The following is a 19,761-nucleotide window of genomic DNA, read 5'->3' on the forward strand; positions in this document are numbered from 1 at the left end:
ATACGCACGTGCTCATAGTAGTTTCAACGGTCCCTCGACCTCGACGTCACCCGACCCGTTCTCGATGAAGTACAGATCGATCAATTCAACGCCGTCTTCTCGTCGAAACACGGGGACGCAGGTTGTCGTGTGTTTGTAGTACTGTCCGCACTTCGTCTCGATCTGATCTCGCGTCCACTCTCCGTCCTGCTCGAGGTCGTATCGGTTTCGAACCGCGTACGAGTACTCGTCCGCCGCAGCCTTGATGACGCGTAGCGAGAAGTCCCGCGCATCTTTGAACGCGAACGGGCCGCTCATCGCTTTTGACCGAACTAAATCGCGTTCGTCGACGCCGTCTAAGCACAGTCGGTTCTCCGCGACCGCCCGAAACGCCTCGAGTTCGGGATAATCGCGGACCAGTACGTCGTAGAGGTACTCGTGGACGGCTTGATCGTATTCCTCGAGAGAGAATCCCTCGGAGGGCGAAATAACGCTCAGTTCGGCGCCGGTCTGCGTAACGGTTCGACGTTTCGGACGTAACAGCGGACAGAGGAACCCGAGATGATCGGCGTGGAGAAGGTAGGCGTAACTAAACAACCGCGACCGCGATGGAGACTCTTTGACGGGATCGTGACCTTCCGCGTAGTACTTCGAGTCGAGCACTGCGATCGTCTCGTCGCCTGCCTGAATCGCGTGATCCGGTTGGTGACGGATCTTCTCTTCGTCGTCGAACGGATTCACCGACGGCGAGCGAACCGGTGTCACGTCGTCCAGTTCGTCGAGGTGATCGTACGATTTGACGGAGCCGAGTTGTCTCTCGATGACGACTTGGGAATACTGCTCGAACAGCGACTCCATGTTCAGAACGTAATCAACCACCAGCTCGCGCGGACCGTCTTTGAGCTGCTGGCCGAGCGACGAGGACATGATCGCCTTCGAAACGTCGAACGCTTTCCGGTAGTACTGACGCTGTTTCGGCAAGTCACCGAGCGAGAGCCGACGGTACTCGTCCATTCGTTCGAGTTCGCTACCGACGCCTAACCGCTCGAGCCGTGCGACCTCTCGGTGGATCTCCGAAAAGATTCGATCGTACGCGAGATGATCGTTCTCCGTGGATTTCTGTTGGAAGAGTCGAAGCAGCGTCTTTCCGGCGTAGTGTAGTAGCGAGTTCGCCGCGTTGTTGTACTCGGTCTCGTTTCGGATCCAGTGCGGTTCGATCGTTCCGCGAACGTGATTGAGGAGGGTTTGTTCGACGTCGATCTCGCCGCGCCCATCGAGGCTATCGAGTCGGCGAATAATGAGGTCGCGGATGAACCCGTGACGATGGATCGTCTCGAGGCCATCGAGGTAGTTAATCGCGAGGACGACGAAGACGTCGTCGAGGTCGATATCGTCGGACAGAAAGTCTTGTAGCGGGAGTCCGTGGTACTCGATCGACCGGTTTTGGTCGTACACCGCGAGCAGCATATCGAAAATATACTCCCAATCGATCTTGGGATCGACTTGGACTTTCGACGATGGCGTCAGGCTCACGATCCCGATGATATCCGTCGCAGCGACTCGGAGTTCGTCACCGTCGACGGTGACTTTCACGACGTCGTAATCGCGATCGGACTCGAGGGCCTGTTGGCTCTTCGTGAATACGCCCGGACTTTCTTGGGTGAAAGACGCCCGCCGGAGCTGATCGGTGATCGACGAAGGGCAATCCTCTATCAGGATTTCTCCCCGTTCCGGAACGGTGAACGTGTCCCGTCCGTACGTGTAGACGCCGTCGACGCTACTCATTATTCGTACGAGCCCATCTGGCGGCGTTCTTGCTCGAGTTCTCGTTCGGCGAGTTCCGCGGCGGGCGAAAGGTCGAACTCCTCGAATTCACCGTTCAGCGACCGATAGTGCTCGGCGATCCGCTCCACCTGAGGGAACGCTGCCGAGTTGAGAAGCCGTGGAACGATGTACGTCCGAAACGCCTGTCCGACCGCGTCGGTCTGTTCGTATTCGTACTGCCCTCCCTCTCGACAGGCGACCCCGAGGAAGACCGCCACGTCACGATAGTGCATCGGTCCGAATCGCATGATCGGACCTTGCGACGTCGACTCGTTGCCGTAGTTGATTCCCTGGTAGTCGCGTTCGAACAGGTGAAGAATCGAATCGTCGTCGAGGTCCGTCTGCTCGCTCACGTGACTGTCGATCCAACTCTTGAACAGCTGGCGTCGTTTGTCCTCTTCGTACTCGTCGAGTTCGATCATCGCGAAGCGACGAGTGATCGCGTTGTCGAGCTCATTCACCGTCCGATCAGACATATTCATCGTACAGATGATGTTTACTCGCTCGTCGAGCTCGATCGTATTCCCGTCGTCCGTCTCGAAGATCGTCTGGTGAGGGTTCTCGATTGCGGTATACAGCGGTCCGAAGATCTTCGAGATGTCCGCTCGCGTTATTTCGTCGAGAATGACGCCGTACTTGACGTCGAACTCTCGAGCGCGTTGGACGGCTTCCGAGACGCAACCGAGTTTCGTCCGATAGCTTAGCGAGTCTCCGGTGTAGTCAGGGCTGATCCCGCCGATAATGTCCGAAGGAGTCCAAGACGGCGTTGCGGTGTTGAGGGTGTATCCGATGCCCGTCTCACGGGCGAGTTGCTTGGCGAAAGTCGTTTTCCCCGTACCGGTTGGTCCGTACAAAACGACCGGTTTCCCGGCCTCGAGAGCGACCATTGCGTTCTGATAGACGTCGCGGGGAACGAGTACGTCCGTTGGTGTGTCGTCACCGCGAAGGCTAACGATCCGTTTGAGTTCGTCAGAAGCGATCTCAGACTCTAAGACGGCTCGACGGACTTGTCCGAGACCGCGTTCCCCGTCGTGATGAATATCCAACTCCTTCTTTTTGATGAGGAATTCGATCACCCGCTCGTCTTCGGCGTTTTTGATCGCCTCTACCGTCTCACCCGCGACCCGTTGAAGGATTTCGATGTCGTCCTCCGCCTGCTCGTACGTATACCCGTCCCCAGATGAGTTGCTCATTGTCCCTACACTATCAGCGCGGCATTAAAAGCCTATTTGCCAGGGGAGTAGCGACGAGAAGTGATCCCTGGTCCGTATAGGTCGGATCTTCTCAAGCGGCTTCGCCTGATATGTATTCGAGTTCCTCAGACGTGTAGGTGTAGCATTTGATCCCGTTCTCTTCACAGTGTTCCGCCAGCTTCGAAGGCCAGACACCTTCTTCTTCGAAGTCACCTAGAAACGCGACGGTGACCGCATCCTCGTCACCGACGTTCTCACTCTCGACCACCACGGCCGTATTTGGATCGTTATGACTAGTCTTGATCACCCGGTCTCCCGGCACGTACGGATTCTCGGCGAACTCGAGGTTCTCGTGTTTGTACGTCCAGAGTTTGATGTCCGTATCGTGGCAGTACGAAGCCAGAATTGCCGGATGATACTCTCGCCAGTCGGCCGGTCCTTTATCAAGTGAGCTCGGAAATGCAACCCTCACAGCTTCCCCGTCCATTTCCTGACCGAACGCTCCGGTATTCTTCTCCGGGGGCATCACCTCGACGACGACCCCCACTGACGGATCTTCGTCTCCGGCTTTCACCACGCGATCGCCCGGCTGGTACGGATTCTCCGGCTTCTGGTTCATGTGGGCGGTGTTCGGACCGAGATCGATCAATTCGTTCATCGGTCGTGCGGCGAGGTGATCGAGCTTTTCCGGAGCTTCACCCGAGTACTTCGTTTCCGACTCGACCTTCGACTTGAGCGTCTCCAGTCGCTCCCACCCGAGCAACATCAGACTATCCTCGTTGTCCCGGTGCCAGACCATAACCGCAATGTCGTCATCGGGATCTCGCTCGACGAGCGACTCGGGCAGGAACGCAGAGACGTCACGAGACGTTTTCACGTCAACCGTGTAGCCGAAGACCTCGAAATCGTGCCCCGAGAAGCTTTCGGGGTTACACCGTCGGATCGCCTCCTCGTTTTTCCACTCCCACATCTCGACGGGCAGATACTCCCGACAAAACTCGTGGAACGCGAGTTCTCCGAGATTGCCGATCCGCTTCACGTCCAGGTCGTCCGCTCCTTGAATGACCGCTTGATGGTGGGCCCGCTCGTGATCGATCTTATCGGGGGTGTACCGATACATCGGCCGTATATCAAATACGGCGAACATGAATCTTTGCGTTCGTAATAGCTTGTCCTCCATCGTTTCCGCGGGCAGCAATCCGTTATTTCACGGCAGACCCTGGCCATTCCTTCTTTCCGCGATCTGTCGGTCTCTACAGCACGGAGACGAGTGTCGCAGTCACCCGGTTCTCCCCTTGCGTGTACGTCGAAAAGAGTAGATTCGCCATGTTACGCGATGTTACGTGCCACTGGTAAGTAATCCGGTCCGATTCGGAACCCGGCTTGTGGTCCGACAAATGGACCCGACAATTGCGGCGAGATGATTCGAATGAAGCTTCCGACTACTCGTACTTCTATCAAAAACTAGATTCTGCCATTTCATCCGACGAGGATGCCGGTTTTACCGACGAACTGTCGTCGACCGCCTTTGCCATCACCGCTTTACGGTCTATCGAATCCAGTGTGAATTGACGACGGACCCATTCCCCGTTCGATGGCTATCGTACCGACCAATCCGATCCGCGATACGTGATCGACTCAATGGTATCCAGACTTTCCGTTTCGTCACTGGTCCGAATCTACCAGTTCGACCGCTGAGAACGGTCGCTCTCCGATGAGGTGTTAATCGACTCGGAAATCCGATGACTGGATCCGGCCATTGGCCCTGAACGTCGACATCGCTCGTTGGCTTTGGCCAGAATCGATGATCGAACCCGGTCCGCCACTCGAGTTTGGTACACCTCCTCTCAAACCCTAATTCGCAGTATTAGATCGGAAACCGACCCGTTTCGAGGTCGATCTCTCCTACTGGCAGCCGCATTGACTAACGATACTACCGTGTGACTCGGACTCACGCTATCTGTTACTGCCTTCTCCGCCTGAGTCACTATCAAACGCCGAACCCACGAATTCGACCAATTAATTGGCCGAATTTCACCGATTTCGGGGTTCGGACCCTAAAATCGCCCCACTCGATCGCGCGCGAGCTACCGACTTACCTCCCAGACGATTATACGAGATTGAATGGGGGGAAACAAATAGCGATCATCGCCTCCTCCAATTTCGCGTTCACCAATTCAGCCGCCAATAACGGGACGCAGTCTGACGGTTTTCTCCCATCCGCCAATTAAATAGTCCAGTTATATGGCAGTAGTCGAACGGCGGGAGTATGGTCCCAAACCAATCAAAGCCGGTCGCGGCCCGAGTGCCGATCGACCTCGCGGAGCGACTCGATCGGGCCGCCGACGAGAACGATCTCACGAAATCGAAGCTGGTCGCTCGTGCGGTCGAGTACTATGTCGACGAAAATCCGGATCGAATTAGAGCGTTCTACCCGGACGGTTCGCTCGCCGCATTCGTCGAGGAGCTATTCGAATGAGTCGAACCAACCGTGTTCCCGAAATTGCCGACGAGACGGACACCGAGAAGCTTCTCAGACAGCTTCAACAGGCGACGGAAGCAACCCTCGAGCCGACCGAGCCCGAAGAAGCGCTCGAGCTCTACGTCGAGGACAAGGCGCGCGAGTGCCGCAAGTCGACCGTCGCTTCCCACCGGTCCCGACTCGGCTTCTTCGTCGATTGGTGCGCCGAGCAGGGGATCGACAATCTCAACAACCTCTCCGCGCGCGACCTCCACGAGTATCGGGTCTGGCGACGCGAGGATCTCAGCGTCAACACCGAGAAGACGCAAATGGATACTCTCCGGGTCTTCGTCGAGTGGTGTGAGACGATCGACGCGGTCCCGAGCGGCCTGTTTAAGAAGATCAAGTCGCCGTCAATCCCCGACGAGGAAGCCGCGAGGGAGACGACGCTACACGTGAGCGACGCGAAGGAAATCGTCGAATACCTCCGCCGGTTCGAATACGCGTCGATCGAGCACGTCGCCTGGGTGCTCCTGACCGAGACCGGCATGCGAATGGGTGCGGCCCGCACCCTCGACGTCGGAGACTACCGACCGGACGCCGACAAGCCGCACCTAGATGTCGTCCACCGGCCGGAGACTGACACTCCCATCAAGAACGGGCCGAGGGGCGAGCGCCGAGTCGGCATCTCTGACGACGTCTGTGCGGTCGTCGACGACTACCTCGAGCACCAGCGGCCGGTCGTAACGGACGACTACGGCCGAGAGCCGTTGCTCGCGACGGTTCAAGGCCGCATAGCCAAGTCGACGATACGGCGGTACGTCTACAAACGGTCTCGACCGTGTACCATCGGTCGGGAGTGCCCGCACGACCGAGATCCGGACGAGTGCGAAGCGGCCGTGGACCCTGATCACGCGTCCGGCTGTCCCTCGAGCGTGACGCCCCATCCGATCCGACGAGGGTACATCACCTATCTGTTGCAGGCCGGTGTGCCGGTCGACGTGATCAGCGACCGGTGTAACGTCTCGCCGAAGGTCATCGAACTGCACTATGACGTCAGATCGGAGGAGGATAAGATGAGACAGCGCCGGGAGGTGCTCGACGAGATTTTACGCGACGGTTCGGGCGACCGCTGACCGATTCGTCGATCGATCCGTATCTGATCCGTATCCGATCGGTTCTCACTCGTCGGTCGACCGCTCAGGTTAGTACTCGCACGTCGCCTCGAAGGGACACGACTCGCAGTTCGGATCCCTCGCCGTGCAGACCGCCGCGCCGAAGTCGATGAGCGCGTGGAGGAAATCGTCGCACCGACCTGCGGGCGCCAATCGATCCGAGAGATCCCACATTTCGGACGATTCGGGTTCCGCCGATTCGCTCCCGAAAACCCGGGCCAGTACGCGCTCCACGTTCGTGTCCACCGCCGAGGCGTCCCGTCCGTACGCGTGGGCCAGCACCGAGGCGGCGGTGTACTCGCCAACTCCGTGCAAATTGAGGAGTTCCGATCGCGAGTCGGGCACGCGACCGTCGTGACGCGCGAGGAGTTGGGCGGAAGCGCGCCTGAAGTACGCCGTCCGTTTTCGCAGCCCCAGCGGCTCGATCGCCTTGGCGACGTCTTCCTCCGGAGCAGCGAGGAGGGTGCCGGCCGTCGGATATTGCTCTACGAATTCGCCGTAAACGCCGCGGACCTGCTCCGCCGACGTCTGCTGGAGCATGAGCTCGGCGACGAAAATTTCGAACGGCGAGGCGCTCGGATCGCGCCAGGGTAAGTCGTGTCGTCCGTTTTCGGCGTACCACTCGAGCAGAACATCTACGAACTCGCCGCCTTCATCGGCCATACCGCACCTTGCCAGCCTTTTCGTACTTAGAGTCTCGTGGCGATCTCAGCAAGGCGATCCTCCGTACCGCGAATTCGGGCGATCCATTCGACGTACCGGCTGACGACAGCCCGTTCAAAGATATGGACCTAGCTGATTACAGCGAAGAATGGTTTTTTCGAGGAAAGCATTTTCTGCCTGTGGCCCCAACCGACGAATCATGACCAATGACGACCCCGTCGGCTGGGAGGGCGACGTGAACGAGTCGGTCGTCGAAGAGTGGCTCGAATCCACGACGAAATTCGAGCGGGTCCGCGGGGTGTTGCGTTCCACGACGACGCCGCAGTACGCGAAGGAGATAGCAAATCGGGCTCGCGTGAGCGAACCGACCGCCCGAAAGCACCTCGAGACGCTCGCGGAGACGGGATTCGCCGAGACGGTCGCCACGGGTCGCGGGAAACGGTACAAGCGCTCCCGCCAGGCGGTCGCGATGCAGCGGGTCAGCGACATCCATCGGGAGCTCTCCCGGGAAGAACTGACGGCGGGAATCAAGGACCTCCGGGCGCAGATCCGCGAGTTCCGGGACGAGTTCGACGCCTCGGACCCCGGCGACCTCGCGTTCCAGCTCGAATCCGACGCGAACGAGGGGTGGGAGGCCGTCTCGGAGTGGCGGGCGGCGGAGAACGACCTCGAGGTCGCGAAAGCGGCGCTCGCCCTGTACGACTTCGATCCGGACGCGGGTTCCGGAGAGGAGGGCGGGAGCGATTCGACCCAGCGCGGCTCGTTCGCCGACGAAACGCTGGACGCGTCGGCCTGATCGCATGGGTAGCATTCGAGGCGAGGAGCTGGCCGGCGACGTGGGCGCGCCGGACGTCGGCGGCATGGAGATCGTCCGCGACGTGTTTCTCCGCGGGGACCCGCTCGTCACCGAGGTCGAATTCGATTCCGTACTGAGCCCGCGCGAGATCCGACTGACGTTGGACGACGGGATCGGCGACGCGGATAGCGCCCGGATCGACGTCACTTGGTACACGTCGGGCGCGTACTCGTTCCATGACACGGATTCGGAGGACGCGAACTGGCGGTTCGACCGCCACCCGAATCCGCACTCCCCCGAGAAGCACTTTCACGCGCCGCCCGATGCGAGAGCGCACGATGCGGAACCGTCCTGCATCACCGTCGAAGAGCCGCGGCTGGTGGCGCTGGCCGTTTTAAAACTCTGGCGACGGGCGTACGAGACGGAATCGTTGGCTCATCTTAACACGGCTGAGAATCCGCCATGAGTGCGAATCTTGGGGCTCTATCGAAATCCTCGGAGAAATATGTGCTTTCTACCCTCTGTGATATGTACAGGTAAAGCAGATAACAAAGCGACAATTAACCTCTTTGGCACCTGTCAAAAACCGCGTGCTGAATACAGAGGATGAAGACAGTATTATCCAGTCGAGAAAAGTAGAATGAACATCACCAGACGACAGCATCTACTAGTAGATATTAGTACTTAATCAAAAAACATATTAACCCCGTCCTCCTAGTTAGTGGTGAGCCGGTTCCGAAATGGAACTGGACGACGAATGGTGGTCCCAAAATGGGGCTTCCTTTTTCGTTTACAACACCCTTTAGTGGAACTTCTCTAAAGCCTCACTTGGTGTGAGTATAATGTCATCTGAATTATTGTATTCCTCAAACTTTTCGTACTTGTGAGTGTCAGATTCATCAAGACACACAATATAATCTTCAGGTTCAACTACGTCACCATCTTCGGTCTCGGAAAAGAATTTCATACATCCAGATTCTTCATAAACATATTCTGCGATAGTGTGATATATTTCATAATTAGTCAATTCATCTCTGCTAATTCCACCACGGTCAATAAACACAATTGGATGAGGATAGTGTTTTGAGCGATTGATATTCCGTCTCGCTAAAGGAACCAAGTCGCTGACTTCTTCGGGAGTGTGGAAACCTTTCGTATTCACGTAAGCAGTGTCATCTGGTGTAGCCGAAATTAGTGTATCACGAATCTCAGATGCAGTCCATTTTTCTACGTTCTCTTTTACATAATCCATAGTCAAATCAGCTAGCGATAGAAGTGGGTAGGTTGCGTCGCCCTGAGGAATTACATGCAATTCGTCAGAGATTATCCCCGTACGTCTCCAAGGGAGGTTGTCCTTTCCCTCAAAATCATCTAAGAGTACATTATCAGTTCCCCACGGTGCGTCCCGATATTCATCAAGATAATCCCAGACAGCGATAAGATGATAATAATTTGTAAGTTCACCATGAAGATCATCACGCGAAATTTGCTCACGGGGACCATTGTCGTCTTGATAGGCCACCACCATTTGATTGGTTATATTCGTAACAGTAACGTGAATATTTGCAATATTATCTATTTTCAATAAATCTTCTACTACATCAGAAATAATCCCATCATAGTCCCATTCTGAAGCCATCTCACGAACTTCGTGGCTTTTCAGAACAGGCCTTTTTGGTGAAGAATCATATTCCTTAGCTTTCTCCTCTATGATGCTCCGGTACCTAGTATTGAATTGGTCTCGGTCATCAACGGCAATAGCTATTGCAATCTCACTCTTGTTCTGAAAACCACCTTCAGAGTAGGTATGGAATGTTGCATCAGAACCGACCCACGCTTCACCTGCTGTAGTCCTATCTTCAGGTGTAGTTTCAGATTCTTCTTCACTCCCCTCAATATCTTCGTCAGAACTCATCTTATTACCGAATTGAATGGCAGCAGTAAATAGGTTTAGGATAAATAAATCCCCGGAGTGAAATCACGCACCCGATGCCGCAGCTAGAAACCTAACCGATAGATATTATATGGTAATGGTCTTCGATGTCCTCGTAATAGGTGTGGAGATAGGAGTCAATTGGCCCGCCTATTGAGCCTTTCTCGACCGAATCATCACCGCATATACTTCACGAATTAGCTGTTTGCGTTTGCTTCCACCTCGTGCTGAATATGCGCTGTGTATCTTGTAAGAGTGCTATCAACCTACCAACCCTCTGTCAGACTCGGCGTGCTGTATCCAGAGTGTGGCTCGATAGGCATTTATAAATCCTTATGGTTTATCCATGTTCAATATTATCTGGACATAATGCGTGCAATTACGCCGAGAGCAGAGGCCTACTTTGAGGAACTCTTCCAAGATTATCTGCGAATCTTGGAAGAGGACCACGACGTAACCACGGCAAAGGAGTATCTTGAATTTGTAGGAGCAACTTCGCGGCTTAAGGACCCACAATCGATTTTCGAGTATCTCGAAGCCCAGGAGATCGGCATAGATGCCTTCCTTGAATGCCCACCGCTGCTGGATCAGGACATAGCCTATGCTTCATTGAATCCTGGAATGAAAGGGACGATCCGTCGAGAAGAGTTCATATCTGGACAATATGGGAGGATTAGAGAGGCCGAAGGCGATATTGAAGAGATTGCATGGAGATGGTCGAGGGAATTCCACAGGTATCTCACTCATTCATCTAATCCGGGCCCTCAAGCCATCGTAGAGTCGCTCCGCGATTCCCTCGACGTTCTCCCATCTGAGGAAGAGGTCTTGTATGAGGACTACGTAAGCGTAGATTCCCGAACTGATCTGCCGGATTCCTACTATGGTGACGTCTATCACACTCAGTTCTTCAGACTACCATCTCCTGACGGCTCGATTCTTGAGAATGTCGACCGAGATTACTGGCGAGCACGGTTCGCCGACGAGTTGAAGATGGTCAATCCGAGCCTTTTCATCGCGGGCTGCAAAGATGCTTGGCTAGCGGTCATAGATCACATCGTTGGTGACCCGGCCGAAGAGATAATCCCCCACCGAGATTCGAAAGTTACGAGAAAGTATGGGAACCGCACAGATGATACTGCTGTTTACGGAGTATTTGAAGTTCCAAAGCAGGATTTGTGGGTAGTCACCAGCTATCAGGAGTCTCGATATTCATTTCTAAAACCAAGCCTCCTCCGGGAGAATCTCGAATACGTGAATAGCCAGATCCATATATAATAACGTGCATAGATAATCGAAAAGAAGACTCATCTCAGCAGTTACTCAAGTCGCTTTTTGATTTCCTTCTACTCCTTGATGTACTGTTCAATCATTCTGTCTTGTTCCTCTGGCAGATATGCGTCCTGTATTCAATACAACTCGACGAACATTACAGAAAAATGATGAAAAATTCAGCGGTCAATCCACATCTGTATGAGCGTCCGTTCTCTCCTAAAGAGATCTAAAGAGGATGAGTTCACTGGAAAATACGGGTAATTCGGCCGTCTCAGATATTACCCAGGAATTCCCTTCGCTGTTCCATTTTCTCTTTCTCGGTCCGCTGATCGTAGTGCTGCTCGAGCACGTCCGGGCTCACATTCGCCCGCTGGCTCACGGCCGTCTCGGGTACGTCGTTGGCCAAGTAGTGCGTGATCGCGCCGCGACGAAACGGGTGCGGGCTCACGCTCGAGGGGCACTTGCTAGCTTTGTCGATCGGCACGTAGTCGCAGGTCTCGGGATCCATTCCGTGCGGACAGTCGAGACCGATCTCGCAGGGCCGCGAGTACTCGTAACAGTAGCGCCGAATCGTCGTCCGCGACATGCGACCGTGGGAGGTAGTCAACAGCGGTTTCCGACCGTGGTCGTCCGTTACCTCCTGCCGGCGGTCGCGGATGTAGTCGTCCAGGACGGTGCAGATCTGCCCCGAGAGCGCGACGAGGCGCTGTCCACCCTTGCCGTTCTTGATCGGCGTCCCGGTGTCGGCCCGGTCGACGACCGCGAGAAAGTTCTCCTCGCGGTTGTAGTCGCGAAGGTCGAGCGCGACGACGGCTCCGACTCTGAGCATGGTGTGCCATAGCAGCGACAGCACGACGTGCTGGGGGGTCGCGTACTCGTACTTCTCGAGGTAGGCCAGCATGGGCTCGGCGTGCTCGCTGTCGAGCATCTCCGTTCGAGCGTGCTCGCCGGGCGTGATCTTCGGCGAGCGGACCTTCAGGTGCAAGTCGGGATCGCAGCCGTCGATCGTTCCCAGCCAGCGAACGAACACGCGCAGCGTGTTCATCTGGCACCTCTCGGACGACGGCGCGAGATCGCCGTCGTTGCGCCGCCAGATGCGGTACTCGTGGAGCAGCCGGCCGGTGAGGTCGTTGCAATTGGTGATGCCGCGCTTCTCGCACCAGCGGGTGAAGTGGCTGAGGCGAGAGCGGTGCGACCGGATCGTCGCCCGCCGGCACTCGGTCTCCCTGTCTGCTACGTACAACTCTACCGCCGTTTCCGGATCGATCGGTTCGAGGTTCATGATGATCTCCGCGAACCGCACGACGGCGCCGTGGCCGAACGGGCCCGTTCGGATTTTGAACGGTTTGGATCCAGATCGGCGGGTTTCGACCGGCCGATCCGACTCCATCCCGACGCCGTGTGATGATTCCTGGATCACCAATTATCTCGCGAACGGACACCGTTCCGTCAGGGCCCATCCGATTTCTGAATGGTTCAGATCCAAGGGGCGGCGTCGGGGTATATTTAAACGGCGCGTCGTTCGCCGCTTAGAGCCCGTTCAATTGGTGAACGGGGGTCGACGTCGTGAGCGATCGGTGTTACGTCTCGCCGAAGGTCATCGATCGGCACTACGACGTACGGACGGAGGAGGACAAGATGAGGCAGTGTCGGGAGGTACTCGATGAGATTTTACGCGACGGTTCGGGCGACCGCTGACCGATTCGTCGAACCGATCCGTATCCGATCGGTTCTCATTCGTCGGTCGACCGCTCGGTTTCGTACTCGCACGTCGCTTCGAACGGACACGACTCGCAGTTCGGATCCCTCGCCGTGCAGACAGCCGCGCCGAAGTCGATGAGCGCGTGGAGGAAATCGTCGCACCGGCCCGGGGGCGCCAATCGATCCGAGAGATCCCACATTTCGGACGATTCGGGTTCCGCCGATTCGCTCCCGAAAACCCGGGCCAGTACGCGCGCCACGTTCGTGTCCACCGCCGAGGCGTTCCGTCCGTACGCGTGGGCCAGCACCGAGGCGGCGGTGTACTCGCCGACGCCGTGCAATCCGAGGAGTTCCGATCGGGAGTCGGGCACGCGACCGTCGTGACGCGCGAGGAGCTGGGCGGAAGCGCGCCTGAAGTACGCCGTCCGTTTTCGCAGCCCCAGCGGTTCGATCGATTCACCGATGTCGGTCTCCGCGGCCGCGAGAACGGTGCCGGCCGTCGGGTACTGCTCCACGAATTCGTCGTAGACGCCGGTGACTGCTCCGCCGAGGTCTGCTGGAGCATGAGCTCGGCGATCAGTATCTCGAAGGGCGAAGCGTCCGGATCGCGCCAGGGTAAGTCGTGTCGTCCGTTTTCGGCGTACCACTCGAGCAAGCTTTCGACGAACTCGTCCCCATCCTCAACACGCATGCCGAACTGTGGTCCCCTTATCGTACTTAGGGGGTCGGCTGCGCTCACTCGCAGAGGCAGTCCCGAGTCCGGGTCAATTGGACGATCTCGTCGTGAAGTTGCGCCGCGAACTCGTAGATCGTCCGCGCCCGGTACTCGCCGGCGACGCCGGTCCGGTAGTACGACTCCGACCGGTTCTCGATCCAGAGCTCTTCGAGCCGTTCGGCGACGTCCCGCGAGAAGAGCCCCGCTCGTACACCCAGTTCGTAGACCTCGGTGTGGCGCTGCCCGGCGACGTCGTACCCCTTCTCCTCGACGTAGAACTGGATCGAGCGTTCGATCGCGACGAAGGAACTCTCGATGATGACGGTGAAGTGACCGTTCCGATCGAGGAGGAAGCCGGCGGCGTCGAGGAGTCGACACGCCTTCCGCAACTGAAGGACGGCCGGATCGGAGACGTGCTCGAGCCCGACCTCCGGGTTCTGGGGCCTCCGCTGGAAGGCGTCCTCCGCGTCCGCGAGCGCGGCTTCGAGTTCCTTCGACGTCATCCGTTCACCCCGAAGACGTCGCGCTTCACTTGCCGGAACGTCTCGCTCTCGACGAGGGGAATCCCCTCCTGCAGGACGGGTCGCAAATCCTCGCCGCGCTTGCGGGCGCTCTCGGGCGATTCGGCGAAGACCTCGAACTCGTACCGATCGCCGCCGATCGGTTCCTCTTCCAGGTCCCGTGCGATGTCCGAGACGGTTCGTCGCGCCGAAACCGGATTCTCGTTCTCGCCGACGAGAACGAAGATGTCGATATCGCTCGCGCGATCCGCTTCGCCGCGCGCCACGCTGCCGAAGCAGAGGATTCCAGCGATCGAGGGCACTTCGTCGTCCACTCGTTCGACGAATCGTCCGAGCGGCTCGCGAAACTCCGCCTGAGGGATTTCGAGAAGCGGGTCGTCGGCGTCGCGAAGCCGGCGTTCGTCGATCCGATAGAGGGTCCGATTCCCGACGTCGCGCCTGACGATGAGTCCCATCGCCTCGAGGAGGGAGAGTGCCTTCGAAACGCTGGGGCCGCCGTAACCGGTTAGTCGCTGGAATTCTCGGTTCGAGAACTCTTCGGTCGGGTTGCGGGCGAGTATCTCGAGCGCCTCGTCCATCGCTGCGTACCGAAAGACCTGCTCGTCAGGGAGTGGAAGTCGTACTTCGATGGCCATTCGTTACATCTCTTGTAACGAGTTATACTACATATATTCGTCGGCCAAAAGGTGCTCAACGCGCGAATGATAGGGAGCGAAGCGTAACGAGCAGAACGGAAAACGAACCCGGATCCTGATGTTACACGTCCGTGGTCTCGCCACCGGAACGCCTCGAGAACCCCACGACGGATCGATCACCAATAGAAACGGTGCCGGCATATGCTGTGTGTACTACTACCTACAGCGGTCGCGGGTCTGTACGTATGATCGTGGACGATTCGGACTATCAGCAGGCCGGCCACACGACGTTCGATCCGGACACCGATCACTCCCTGAGCGAGGCGGTGTTGACGACCGTCGAGGAACACCAGGGGATCGACCTCGTCGAGGCGGACTTCACGCTGTACGACATCATCGATCCGGAGGCCCTCGAGCGACTCTTTCGGTTCAATCAGGACGCGGCGACGACGGTCTCGTTCTTCGTCGACGGTACTCGCGTTTCACTCCGAGACGTCGGTGATGTCGTCGAGATCTGGGCCGCGGAACGACAGCCGTAGCTGCAGGATGCGCCATCGATCGAGTTCGGAGCGGTCGCGCGCGTCCTCTCCGGCCCGCTAGACGAACCGGGTGGTGTTCGCTGGGCGTCGGACTGCGGGGTGCGGCGACCGGCGGTGCCGTGACGCACCTCGTCGTCAGTCGATGTACTGTTGTTCCCACTCGCGACGTTGTTCGATCGACTCGTAGCCCTCGTCGCTGATGGCGTAGTAGTTCGTCCGTCGGTCGAGTTGCCCTTTCTCGACGAGCTCTTTGTTAACGAGCGTGTCGAGATTGGGGTACAGACGGCCGTGATTGATCTCACTGTTGTAATACTTCTCGACTTCGTCTTTTACTTCCTGGCCAGACGGCTGGTCGGCTCCGGCGATCACGTACAGCAGATCGCGTTGAAATCCGGTCAGATCGTCCATTTTGCTACCACACCGACAGACCAACTGTCCGACTATTTGTTATCGTATTCGTATCAACTGTTTCTCGGGCGTTTTGAGGGGCTAATTCCGCTAACGACAGGAATCGTTTCGCCCGCCGACAGTAAGAAGTGGCTACAGCGGCGACCAGCGGGCCGAACTGTTCGGTGTTGAGTTGCGGACTCGTGGTGGCCTGGTATGGCTGTCCCTACCACGCGCTCCCGTGCGGACGGTCGGCGGAGTCGAGTCGTCGGACCCATCGACTGTGCGCACTCGAGGCGACGACGGCCGTCGCTGTGTGGTGATCGCCTGAAGAATGTGAGTATCGCTGTGAAACCCGTTACCGAACGTACGAAGCCGTGTTACAGGCGGGTGACGTTGGTGGCGCGGGGGCCCTTGGGGGCCTGTTCGATGTCGAATTCGATCTCTGTGCCTTCTTCGAGGTCCGGACCGCCAACGTCTTCCATGTGGAAGAAAACGTCCTCGTCCGCGTCGTCAGTCTCGATGAAACCGTAGCCGCCTGTGTCGTTGAAGAAATCAACGTTTCCTTTCGCCATTGCAACCGGAGAGAGCGCTGCGACACGTATAATGGTTGTGTTCTTCGTATCCGTCGACTGCCGAACGCTCGTTCGGCCGATATCCGGGTGTACGCCGCGGTTGACAGCCGGATACCGAGTTCACTGCTACGGCTGCTGTCGAACGAACGCAGTCGCGAGGGCTGCTCGAGCTCGCTCCGGATCGGGCCCGCGATACTCGCCCGAGTGGGGAGGAAGTAGACCGGACGGTCCCCTCGAGTCGCGGGTTCGAACCCGAGTCGCGGATTCGGGACACCGGGCGAACCCCGCGTCTCGAGGCAGTCTCGAATCGTTTAGGTGGCTTCGATGGATACGCGACGTGCATGAGTCGATCGCAGACCCAGCCGTCGGCCGCGCCCACGATCGCGCAGGTGGCCCTGATCGGGCTGTTCGTGACGGCGCTGGTGACGGCGCAGTTGACGGCATCGAAGGTGCTCGCGTTCTCCCTGCCGGTCTCGCTCCCGATCACCGGCGCGGAGCTGGCGCTGCCCGGTGCGGCGCTGGCCTACGCGCTGACGTTCCTGGCGAGCGATTGTTACGCGGAGCTGTACGGCCGACGGGCGACGCAGGTGGTCGTCAACGTCGGCTTCGCGATGAACGTCGTCGTGCTCGCGCTCGTCTGGTCGACGATCGCGGCGCCCGCGGCGGATCCCGGCGCCGCCGACCAGTTCGCGACCGTACTCGGCGCCTCGACGAACATCGTCCTCGGGAGTTTGCTCGCGTACGTGGTCAGCCAGAACTGGGACGTGGCCGTCTTCCACCGGATCCGCGCGTACACCGGGCGGGAGAAGCTCTGGCTGCGAAACATCGCCTCGACGGCCAGCAGTCAGGCCATCGACACCGTCCTCTTCGTGGGGGTCGCCTTCTCGCTGGCCCCGTCGCTGATCGGCGTGGGTCCGGTCCTCCCGGCCGGCGACCTCCTCGCGCTGATGCTCGGGCAGTACCTGCTGAAACTCCTCATCGCGGTCCTCGATACGCCGGTCGTCTACGCCATCGTCTCGCTCGTCCGCTCTCGCGAACCGACGGCCGACGACGACACCGCTGCGGTCTGAAACTGCGTTCGCCGACGCCGCCGCGGTTCTCCTCGAGCGCCGGACGCGCCGAACGGGAGCGTTTAGTGGGCCGCTCGTCAGTGTCAGGTATGGACGAACGCGTCCGCGAACACGCCGAGGTACTGGTCGACTGGAGTGCGCGCGTCGAGGAGGGCGATAACGTCGTCCTCTCCGTGGGGCCCGACGCGCACGAACTCGCCGTCGCGGTCGCCGAGGCGCTCGGTGAGCGGGGTGCGAACCTGCTGGCGACCTACGGTTCGGGCGAGATCACCCGCGCCTACCTCCGGGCCCACGACGGCGACTTCGACGAGGATCCGGCCCACGAACTCGCCCTCGTCGAGAACGCCGACGTCTACCTCTCGCTCGGCGGTGGGCGCAACACGAGCGCGACGGCGGACGTACCCGGCGAGATGCGTCGGGCCCACCGCAGCGCCAGAACCGGGATCCGCGAAACGCGTCTCGACACGCGCTGGGTGTCGACGGTCCACCCGACCCGGTCGCTCGCCCAGCAGGCCACCATGGCCTACGAGGAGTACCAGGACTTCGCGTACAGCGCGATCCTCCGGGACTGGGAGTCGCTGGCCGACGAGATGGCGCGGATGAAGGACCTGCTCGACGAGGGGTCGGAGGTCCGACTGGTCTCTGCCGGCACCGACCTCACCATGCGGATCGAGGGCCGCACGGCGGTCAACAGCGCCGCCTCGGTCGCGTACGACTCGCACAACCTCCCCAGCGGCGAGGTCTTCACCGCGCCATACGCCACCGAGGGCGAGGTAACCTTCGACGTCCCGATGACGCTGCACGGCGAGTCGGTCCGAAACGTCCGCCTCGAGTTCGAGGCCGGCGAGGTGGTCGACTACGAGGCCGAACAGGGCGAGGCGGTGATCGGCGAGATCCTCGAGACCGACGACGGCGCGCGCCGACTGGGCGAACTGGGGATCGGCATGAACCGCGGGATCGACCGCTACACGGACAACATCCTCTTCGACGAGAAGATGGGCGACACGATCCACCTCGCGCTCGGCCGGGCCTACGACGCGAACCTCCCCGAGGGCGAGTCGGGCAACGACTCCGCGGTCCACGTCGACCTGATCACCGACGTGAGCGAGGACTCGCGCCTCGAGATCGACGGCGACGTCGTGCAACGAAACGGTCGGTTTCGGTGGGAGTAGCGTGGTTCGGAACGAACGTAGTGAGTGAGAACCACGGATACCGAACGGTGAGCGTAGCGAACCGTGAGGAATAACGAGGGATCGAAGATCCCTCGAACGAACGGGCGCTACGCGCCCGTGAGTAGCGCGGTTCGGAGGCCCGAAGGGCCGAGAACCGCAGACACCGAACGGTGGGCGCAGCGAACCGTGAGGAGGGTGGGTTCGAGGCGGAACGATCGGGCTCGCTCGGCAGGATTGATCGCCCCCTCCTCAGACGACCGTAGAACCGGTGGTAGCGTCCAATTAACCGACCATTGGGCACTGTCAACGATTACCGTTCGATTTCGAAGCCGCCGCATAATAATGTAGGATCGCGCCCACAGATCGAGTACCGCCGTGACCGGTGGCGGAAGATAACCGGTCGGGACTCGCTGCGCGTCCCGTTATGTTCACAGTTGTCTGCCCGCCCTGCCGGAGGCGGTTCGTATCCGGCACTCGCGGTTCTCGAGGCGTCCAGTTCGATAGTCTCTCGAGTCTCGAGTCCGTACGTCGGCCATGCGCGATCAGCTCCGGGCCGGGGCCGCGATCTACAACGCGGGGCACTACCACGCGGCCCACGACGCCTGGGAGGCCCACTGGCTCGACCTCGAGGCCGGAACCGACGACGAGCGACTGCTCCACGGGCTGATCCAGTTCACGGCCGCGGTCCACCACGCCCGCGAGCGCAACTGGGAGGGAGCCGTCGGCCTGGCCGACAGCGCGCTCGAGTACCTCGACGGGTTGCCTCCAAACTACCGCGATGTCCGGCTCTCGCCGGTCCGATCGTTTCTCGAGGCGCTCGCGGCCGATCCGGAACTCGTCGAGCGCCGGCCACCGGTTCGCCTCGAACACGAGGGCGAGGTTCCGACGCTCGCGGACATCGGGTTCGCGCCGACGGCGATCGCGGCGACCGTCCTCGCCGGGGAACTGGGCTACGACGCCGAACCGATCGAGCAGGCCCGCGCGTACGCCCGCAGCGACCTCGAGGCCGGCGACGACGGCAGTCTGTTCATCAGCCTGCTGTTCGACTTCGTCCGCGAGGACGATCACCGCGGGATCGTCTATCAGCGCCTGACCGACCACGTCGGCCGCCGCGAGGCCCGCGAGTCCGACGTGGAGGGCCTGTTCTGAG

At 59.0% G+C, this 19,761-nt stretch carries 20 protein-coding genes; 9 read left to right on the top strand and 11 right to left on the bottom strand.

What is annotated here, in order from left to right; all coding sequences use genetic code 11:
• Positions 1 to 12: 12 nt before the first annotated feature.
• The 3 genes from J0X25_RS27500 to J0X25_RS27510 form a co-directional block, all read right to left on the bottom strand.
• Entirely contained in the window at positions 13 to 1,764 is a 1,752-nt protein-coding gene (locus J0X25_RS27500; RefSeq protein WP_207290718.1) for a 5-methylcytosine restriction system specificity protein McrC, read from the bottom strand.
• Positions 1,764 to 2,996 (bottom strand): AAA family ATPase, encoded by a 1,233-nt coding sequence (locus J0X25_RS27505; protein WP_207290719.1) that lies wholly within the window; start codon positions 2,994 to 2,996, stop codon positions 1,764 to 1,766. The genes J0X25_RS27500 and J0X25_RS27505 overlap by 1 nt, the downstream gene beginning before the upstream one ends.
• 91 nt (positions 2,997 to 3,087) lie before the next feature.
• On the bottom strand, positions 3,088 to 4,116 hold the full coding sequence (locus tag J0X25_RS27510) for a DUF7961 domain-containing protein (RefSeq protein WP_207290720.1): 1,029 nt from the start codon (positions 4,114 to 4,116) through the stop codon (positions 3,088 to 3,090).
• A 1,149-nt stretch (positions 4,117 to 5,265) separates the two neighbouring features.
• Between J0X25_RS27510 and J0X25_RS27515 the strand changes: the two genes are divergently transcribed.
• A complete protein-coding gene (locus J0X25_RS27515) occupies positions 5,266 to 5,475 on the top strand; it encodes a ribbon-helix-helix domain-containing protein (RefSeq protein WP_207290721.1) in 210 nt (69 codons plus the stop codon).
• Entirely contained in the window at positions 5,472 to 6,593 is a 1,122-nt protein-coding gene (locus J0X25_RS27520; protein ID WP_207290722.1) for a tyrosine-type recombinase/integrase, read from the top strand. Before J0X25_RS27515 ends, J0X25_RS27520 begins: the two co-directional genes overlap by 4 nt.
• 69 nt (positions 6,594 to 6,662) lie before the next feature.
• On the opposite strand, the gene J0X25_RS27525 is transcribed toward J0X25_RS27520, so the two are convergent.
• Positions 6,663 to 7,295 carry an HhH-GPD family protein gene (locus J0X25_RS27525; protein WP_207290723.1) on the bottom strand — a complete coding sequence of 211 codons (633 nt, stop codon included), beginning with the start codon at positions 7,293 to 7,295 and terminating at the stop codon, positions 6,663 to 6,665.
• 199 nt (positions 7,296 to 7,494) lie between these two features.
• Between J0X25_RS27525 and J0X25_RS27530 the strand changes: the two genes are divergently transcribed.
• Both J0X25_RS27530 and J0X25_RS27535 read left to right on the top strand, forming a co-directional pair.
• The gene (locus tag J0X25_RS27530) at positions 7,495 to 8,091 is read left to right on the top strand and encodes a winged helix-turn-helix domain-containing protein (protein WP_207290724.1); all 597 of its coding nucleotides are present in this window, start codon (positions 7,495 to 7,497) and stop codon (positions 8,089 to 8,091) included.
• A gap of 4 nt (positions 8,092 to 8,095) precedes the next feature.
• Entirely contained in the window at positions 8,096 to 8,557 is a 462-nt protein-coding gene (locus J0X25_RS27535; RefSeq protein WP_207290725.1) for a toxin-antitoxin system TumE family protein, read from the top strand.
• 336 nt (positions 8,558 to 8,893) lie between these two features.
• On the opposite strand, the gene J0X25_RS27540 is transcribed toward J0X25_RS27535, so the two are convergent.
• The gene (locus tag J0X25_RS27540) at positions 8,894 to 10,006 is read right to left on the bottom strand and encodes a DUF8203 domain-containing protein (RefSeq protein ID WP_207290726.1); all 1,113 of its coding nucleotides are present in this window, start codon (positions 10,004 to 10,006) and stop codon (positions 8,894 to 8,896) included.
• A gap of 387 nt (positions 10,007 to 10,393) precedes the next feature.
• Between J0X25_RS27540 and J0X25_RS27545 the strand changes: the two genes are divergently transcribed.
• Entirely contained in the window at positions 10,394 to 11,299 is a 906-nt protein-coding gene (locus J0X25_RS27545) for a hypothetical protein (protein ID WP_207290727.1), read from the top strand.
• 268 nt (positions 11,300 to 11,567) lie between these two features.
• On the opposite strand, the gene J0X25_RS27550 is transcribed toward J0X25_RS27545, so the two are convergent.
• The 4 genes from J0X25_RS27550 to J0X25_RS27565 form a co-directional block, all read right to left on the bottom strand.
• On the bottom strand, positions 11,568 to 12,578 hold the full coding sequence (locus tag J0X25_RS27550) for a tyrosine-type recombinase/integrase (protein WP_207290877.1): 1,011 nt from the start codon (positions 12,576 to 12,578) through the stop codon (positions 11,568 to 11,570).
• Positions 12,579 to 13,029: 451 nt separating this feature from the next.
• Positions 13,030 to 13,512: an HhH-GPD family protein gene (locus tag J0X25_RS27555; RefSeq protein ID WP_207290728.1), complete on the bottom strand. Its 483-nt coding sequence runs from the start codon at positions 13,510 to 13,512 to the stop codon at positions 13,030 to 13,032.
• 220 nt (positions 13,513 to 13,732) lie between these two features.
• The gene (locus J0X25_RS27560; RefSeq protein WP_207290729.1) at positions 13,733 to 14,215 is read right to left on the bottom strand and encodes a DUF8154 family protein; all 483 of its coding nucleotides are present in this window, start codon (positions 14,213 to 14,215) and stop codon (positions 13,733 to 13,735) included.
• Complete coding sequence (locus tag J0X25_RS27565) at positions 14,212 to 14,868, bottom strand: nucleotidyltransferase domain-containing protein (protein WP_207290730.1); 657 nt, start codon at positions 14,866 to 14,868, stop codon at positions 14,212 to 14,214. The genes J0X25_RS27560 and J0X25_RS27565 overlap by 4 nt, the downstream gene beginning before the upstream one ends.
• Positions 14,869 to 15,113: 245 nt before the next feature.
• Here J0X25_RS27565 and J0X25_RS27570 point away from each other — a divergent pair, with 245 nt between their 5' ends.
• Entirely contained in the window at positions 15,114 to 15,407 is a 294-nt protein-coding gene (locus tag J0X25_RS27570; protein WP_207290731.1) for a HalOD1 output domain-containing protein, read from the top strand.
• 135 nt (positions 15,408 to 15,542) lie between these two features.
• Here J0X25_RS27570 and J0X25_RS27575 read toward each other — a convergent pair whose 3' ends face one another.
• Complete coding sequence (locus J0X25_RS27575; RefSeq protein WP_207290732.1) at positions 15,543 to 15,815, bottom strand: PadR family transcriptional regulator; 273 nt, start codon at positions 15,813 to 15,815, stop codon at positions 15,543 to 15,545.
• 359 nt (positions 15,816 to 16,174) lie between these two features.
• Positions 16,175 to 16,369, bottom strand: coding sequence for a cold-shock protein (locus J0X25_RS27580; RefSeq protein ID WP_207290733.1), 195 nt, complete (start codon positions 16,367 to 16,369; stop codon positions 16,175 to 16,177).
• Between the two features lie 341 nt (positions 16,370 to 16,710).
• Between J0X25_RS27580 and J0X25_RS27585 the strand changes: the two genes are divergently transcribed.
• The 3 genes from J0X25_RS27585 to J0X25_RS27595 all read left to right on the top strand — a co-directional run bounded on the left by J0X25_RS27585 (position 16,711) and on the right by J0X25_RS27595 (position 19,760).
• Positions 16,711 to 17,439: a queuosine precursor transporter gene (locus J0X25_RS27585; RefSeq protein ID WP_207290734.1), complete on the top strand. Its 729-nt coding sequence runs from the start codon at positions 16,711 to 16,713 to the stop codon at positions 17,437 to 17,439.
• An 89-nt stretch (positions 17,440 to 17,528) separates the two neighbouring features.
• A complete protein-coding gene (locus tag J0X25_RS27590; RefSeq protein WP_207290735.1) occupies positions 17,529 to 18,611 on the top strand; it encodes an aminopeptidase in 1,083 nt (360 codons plus the stop codon).
• A 534-nt stretch (positions 18,612 to 19,145) separates the two neighbouring features.
• Entirely contained in the window at positions 19,146 to 19,760 is a 615-nt protein-coding gene (locus tag J0X25_RS27595; RefSeq protein ID WP_207290736.1) for a DUF309 domain-containing protein, read from the top strand.
• Position 19,761: the final 1 nt, after the last annotated feature.

Origin of the sequence: Haloterrigena alkaliphila, from assembly GCF_017352155.2 — an archaeon.
GTDB classification, from domain to species: domain Archaea; phylum Halobacteriota; class Halobacteria; order Halobacteriales; family Natrialbaceae; genus Haloterrigena; species Haloterrigena alkaliphila.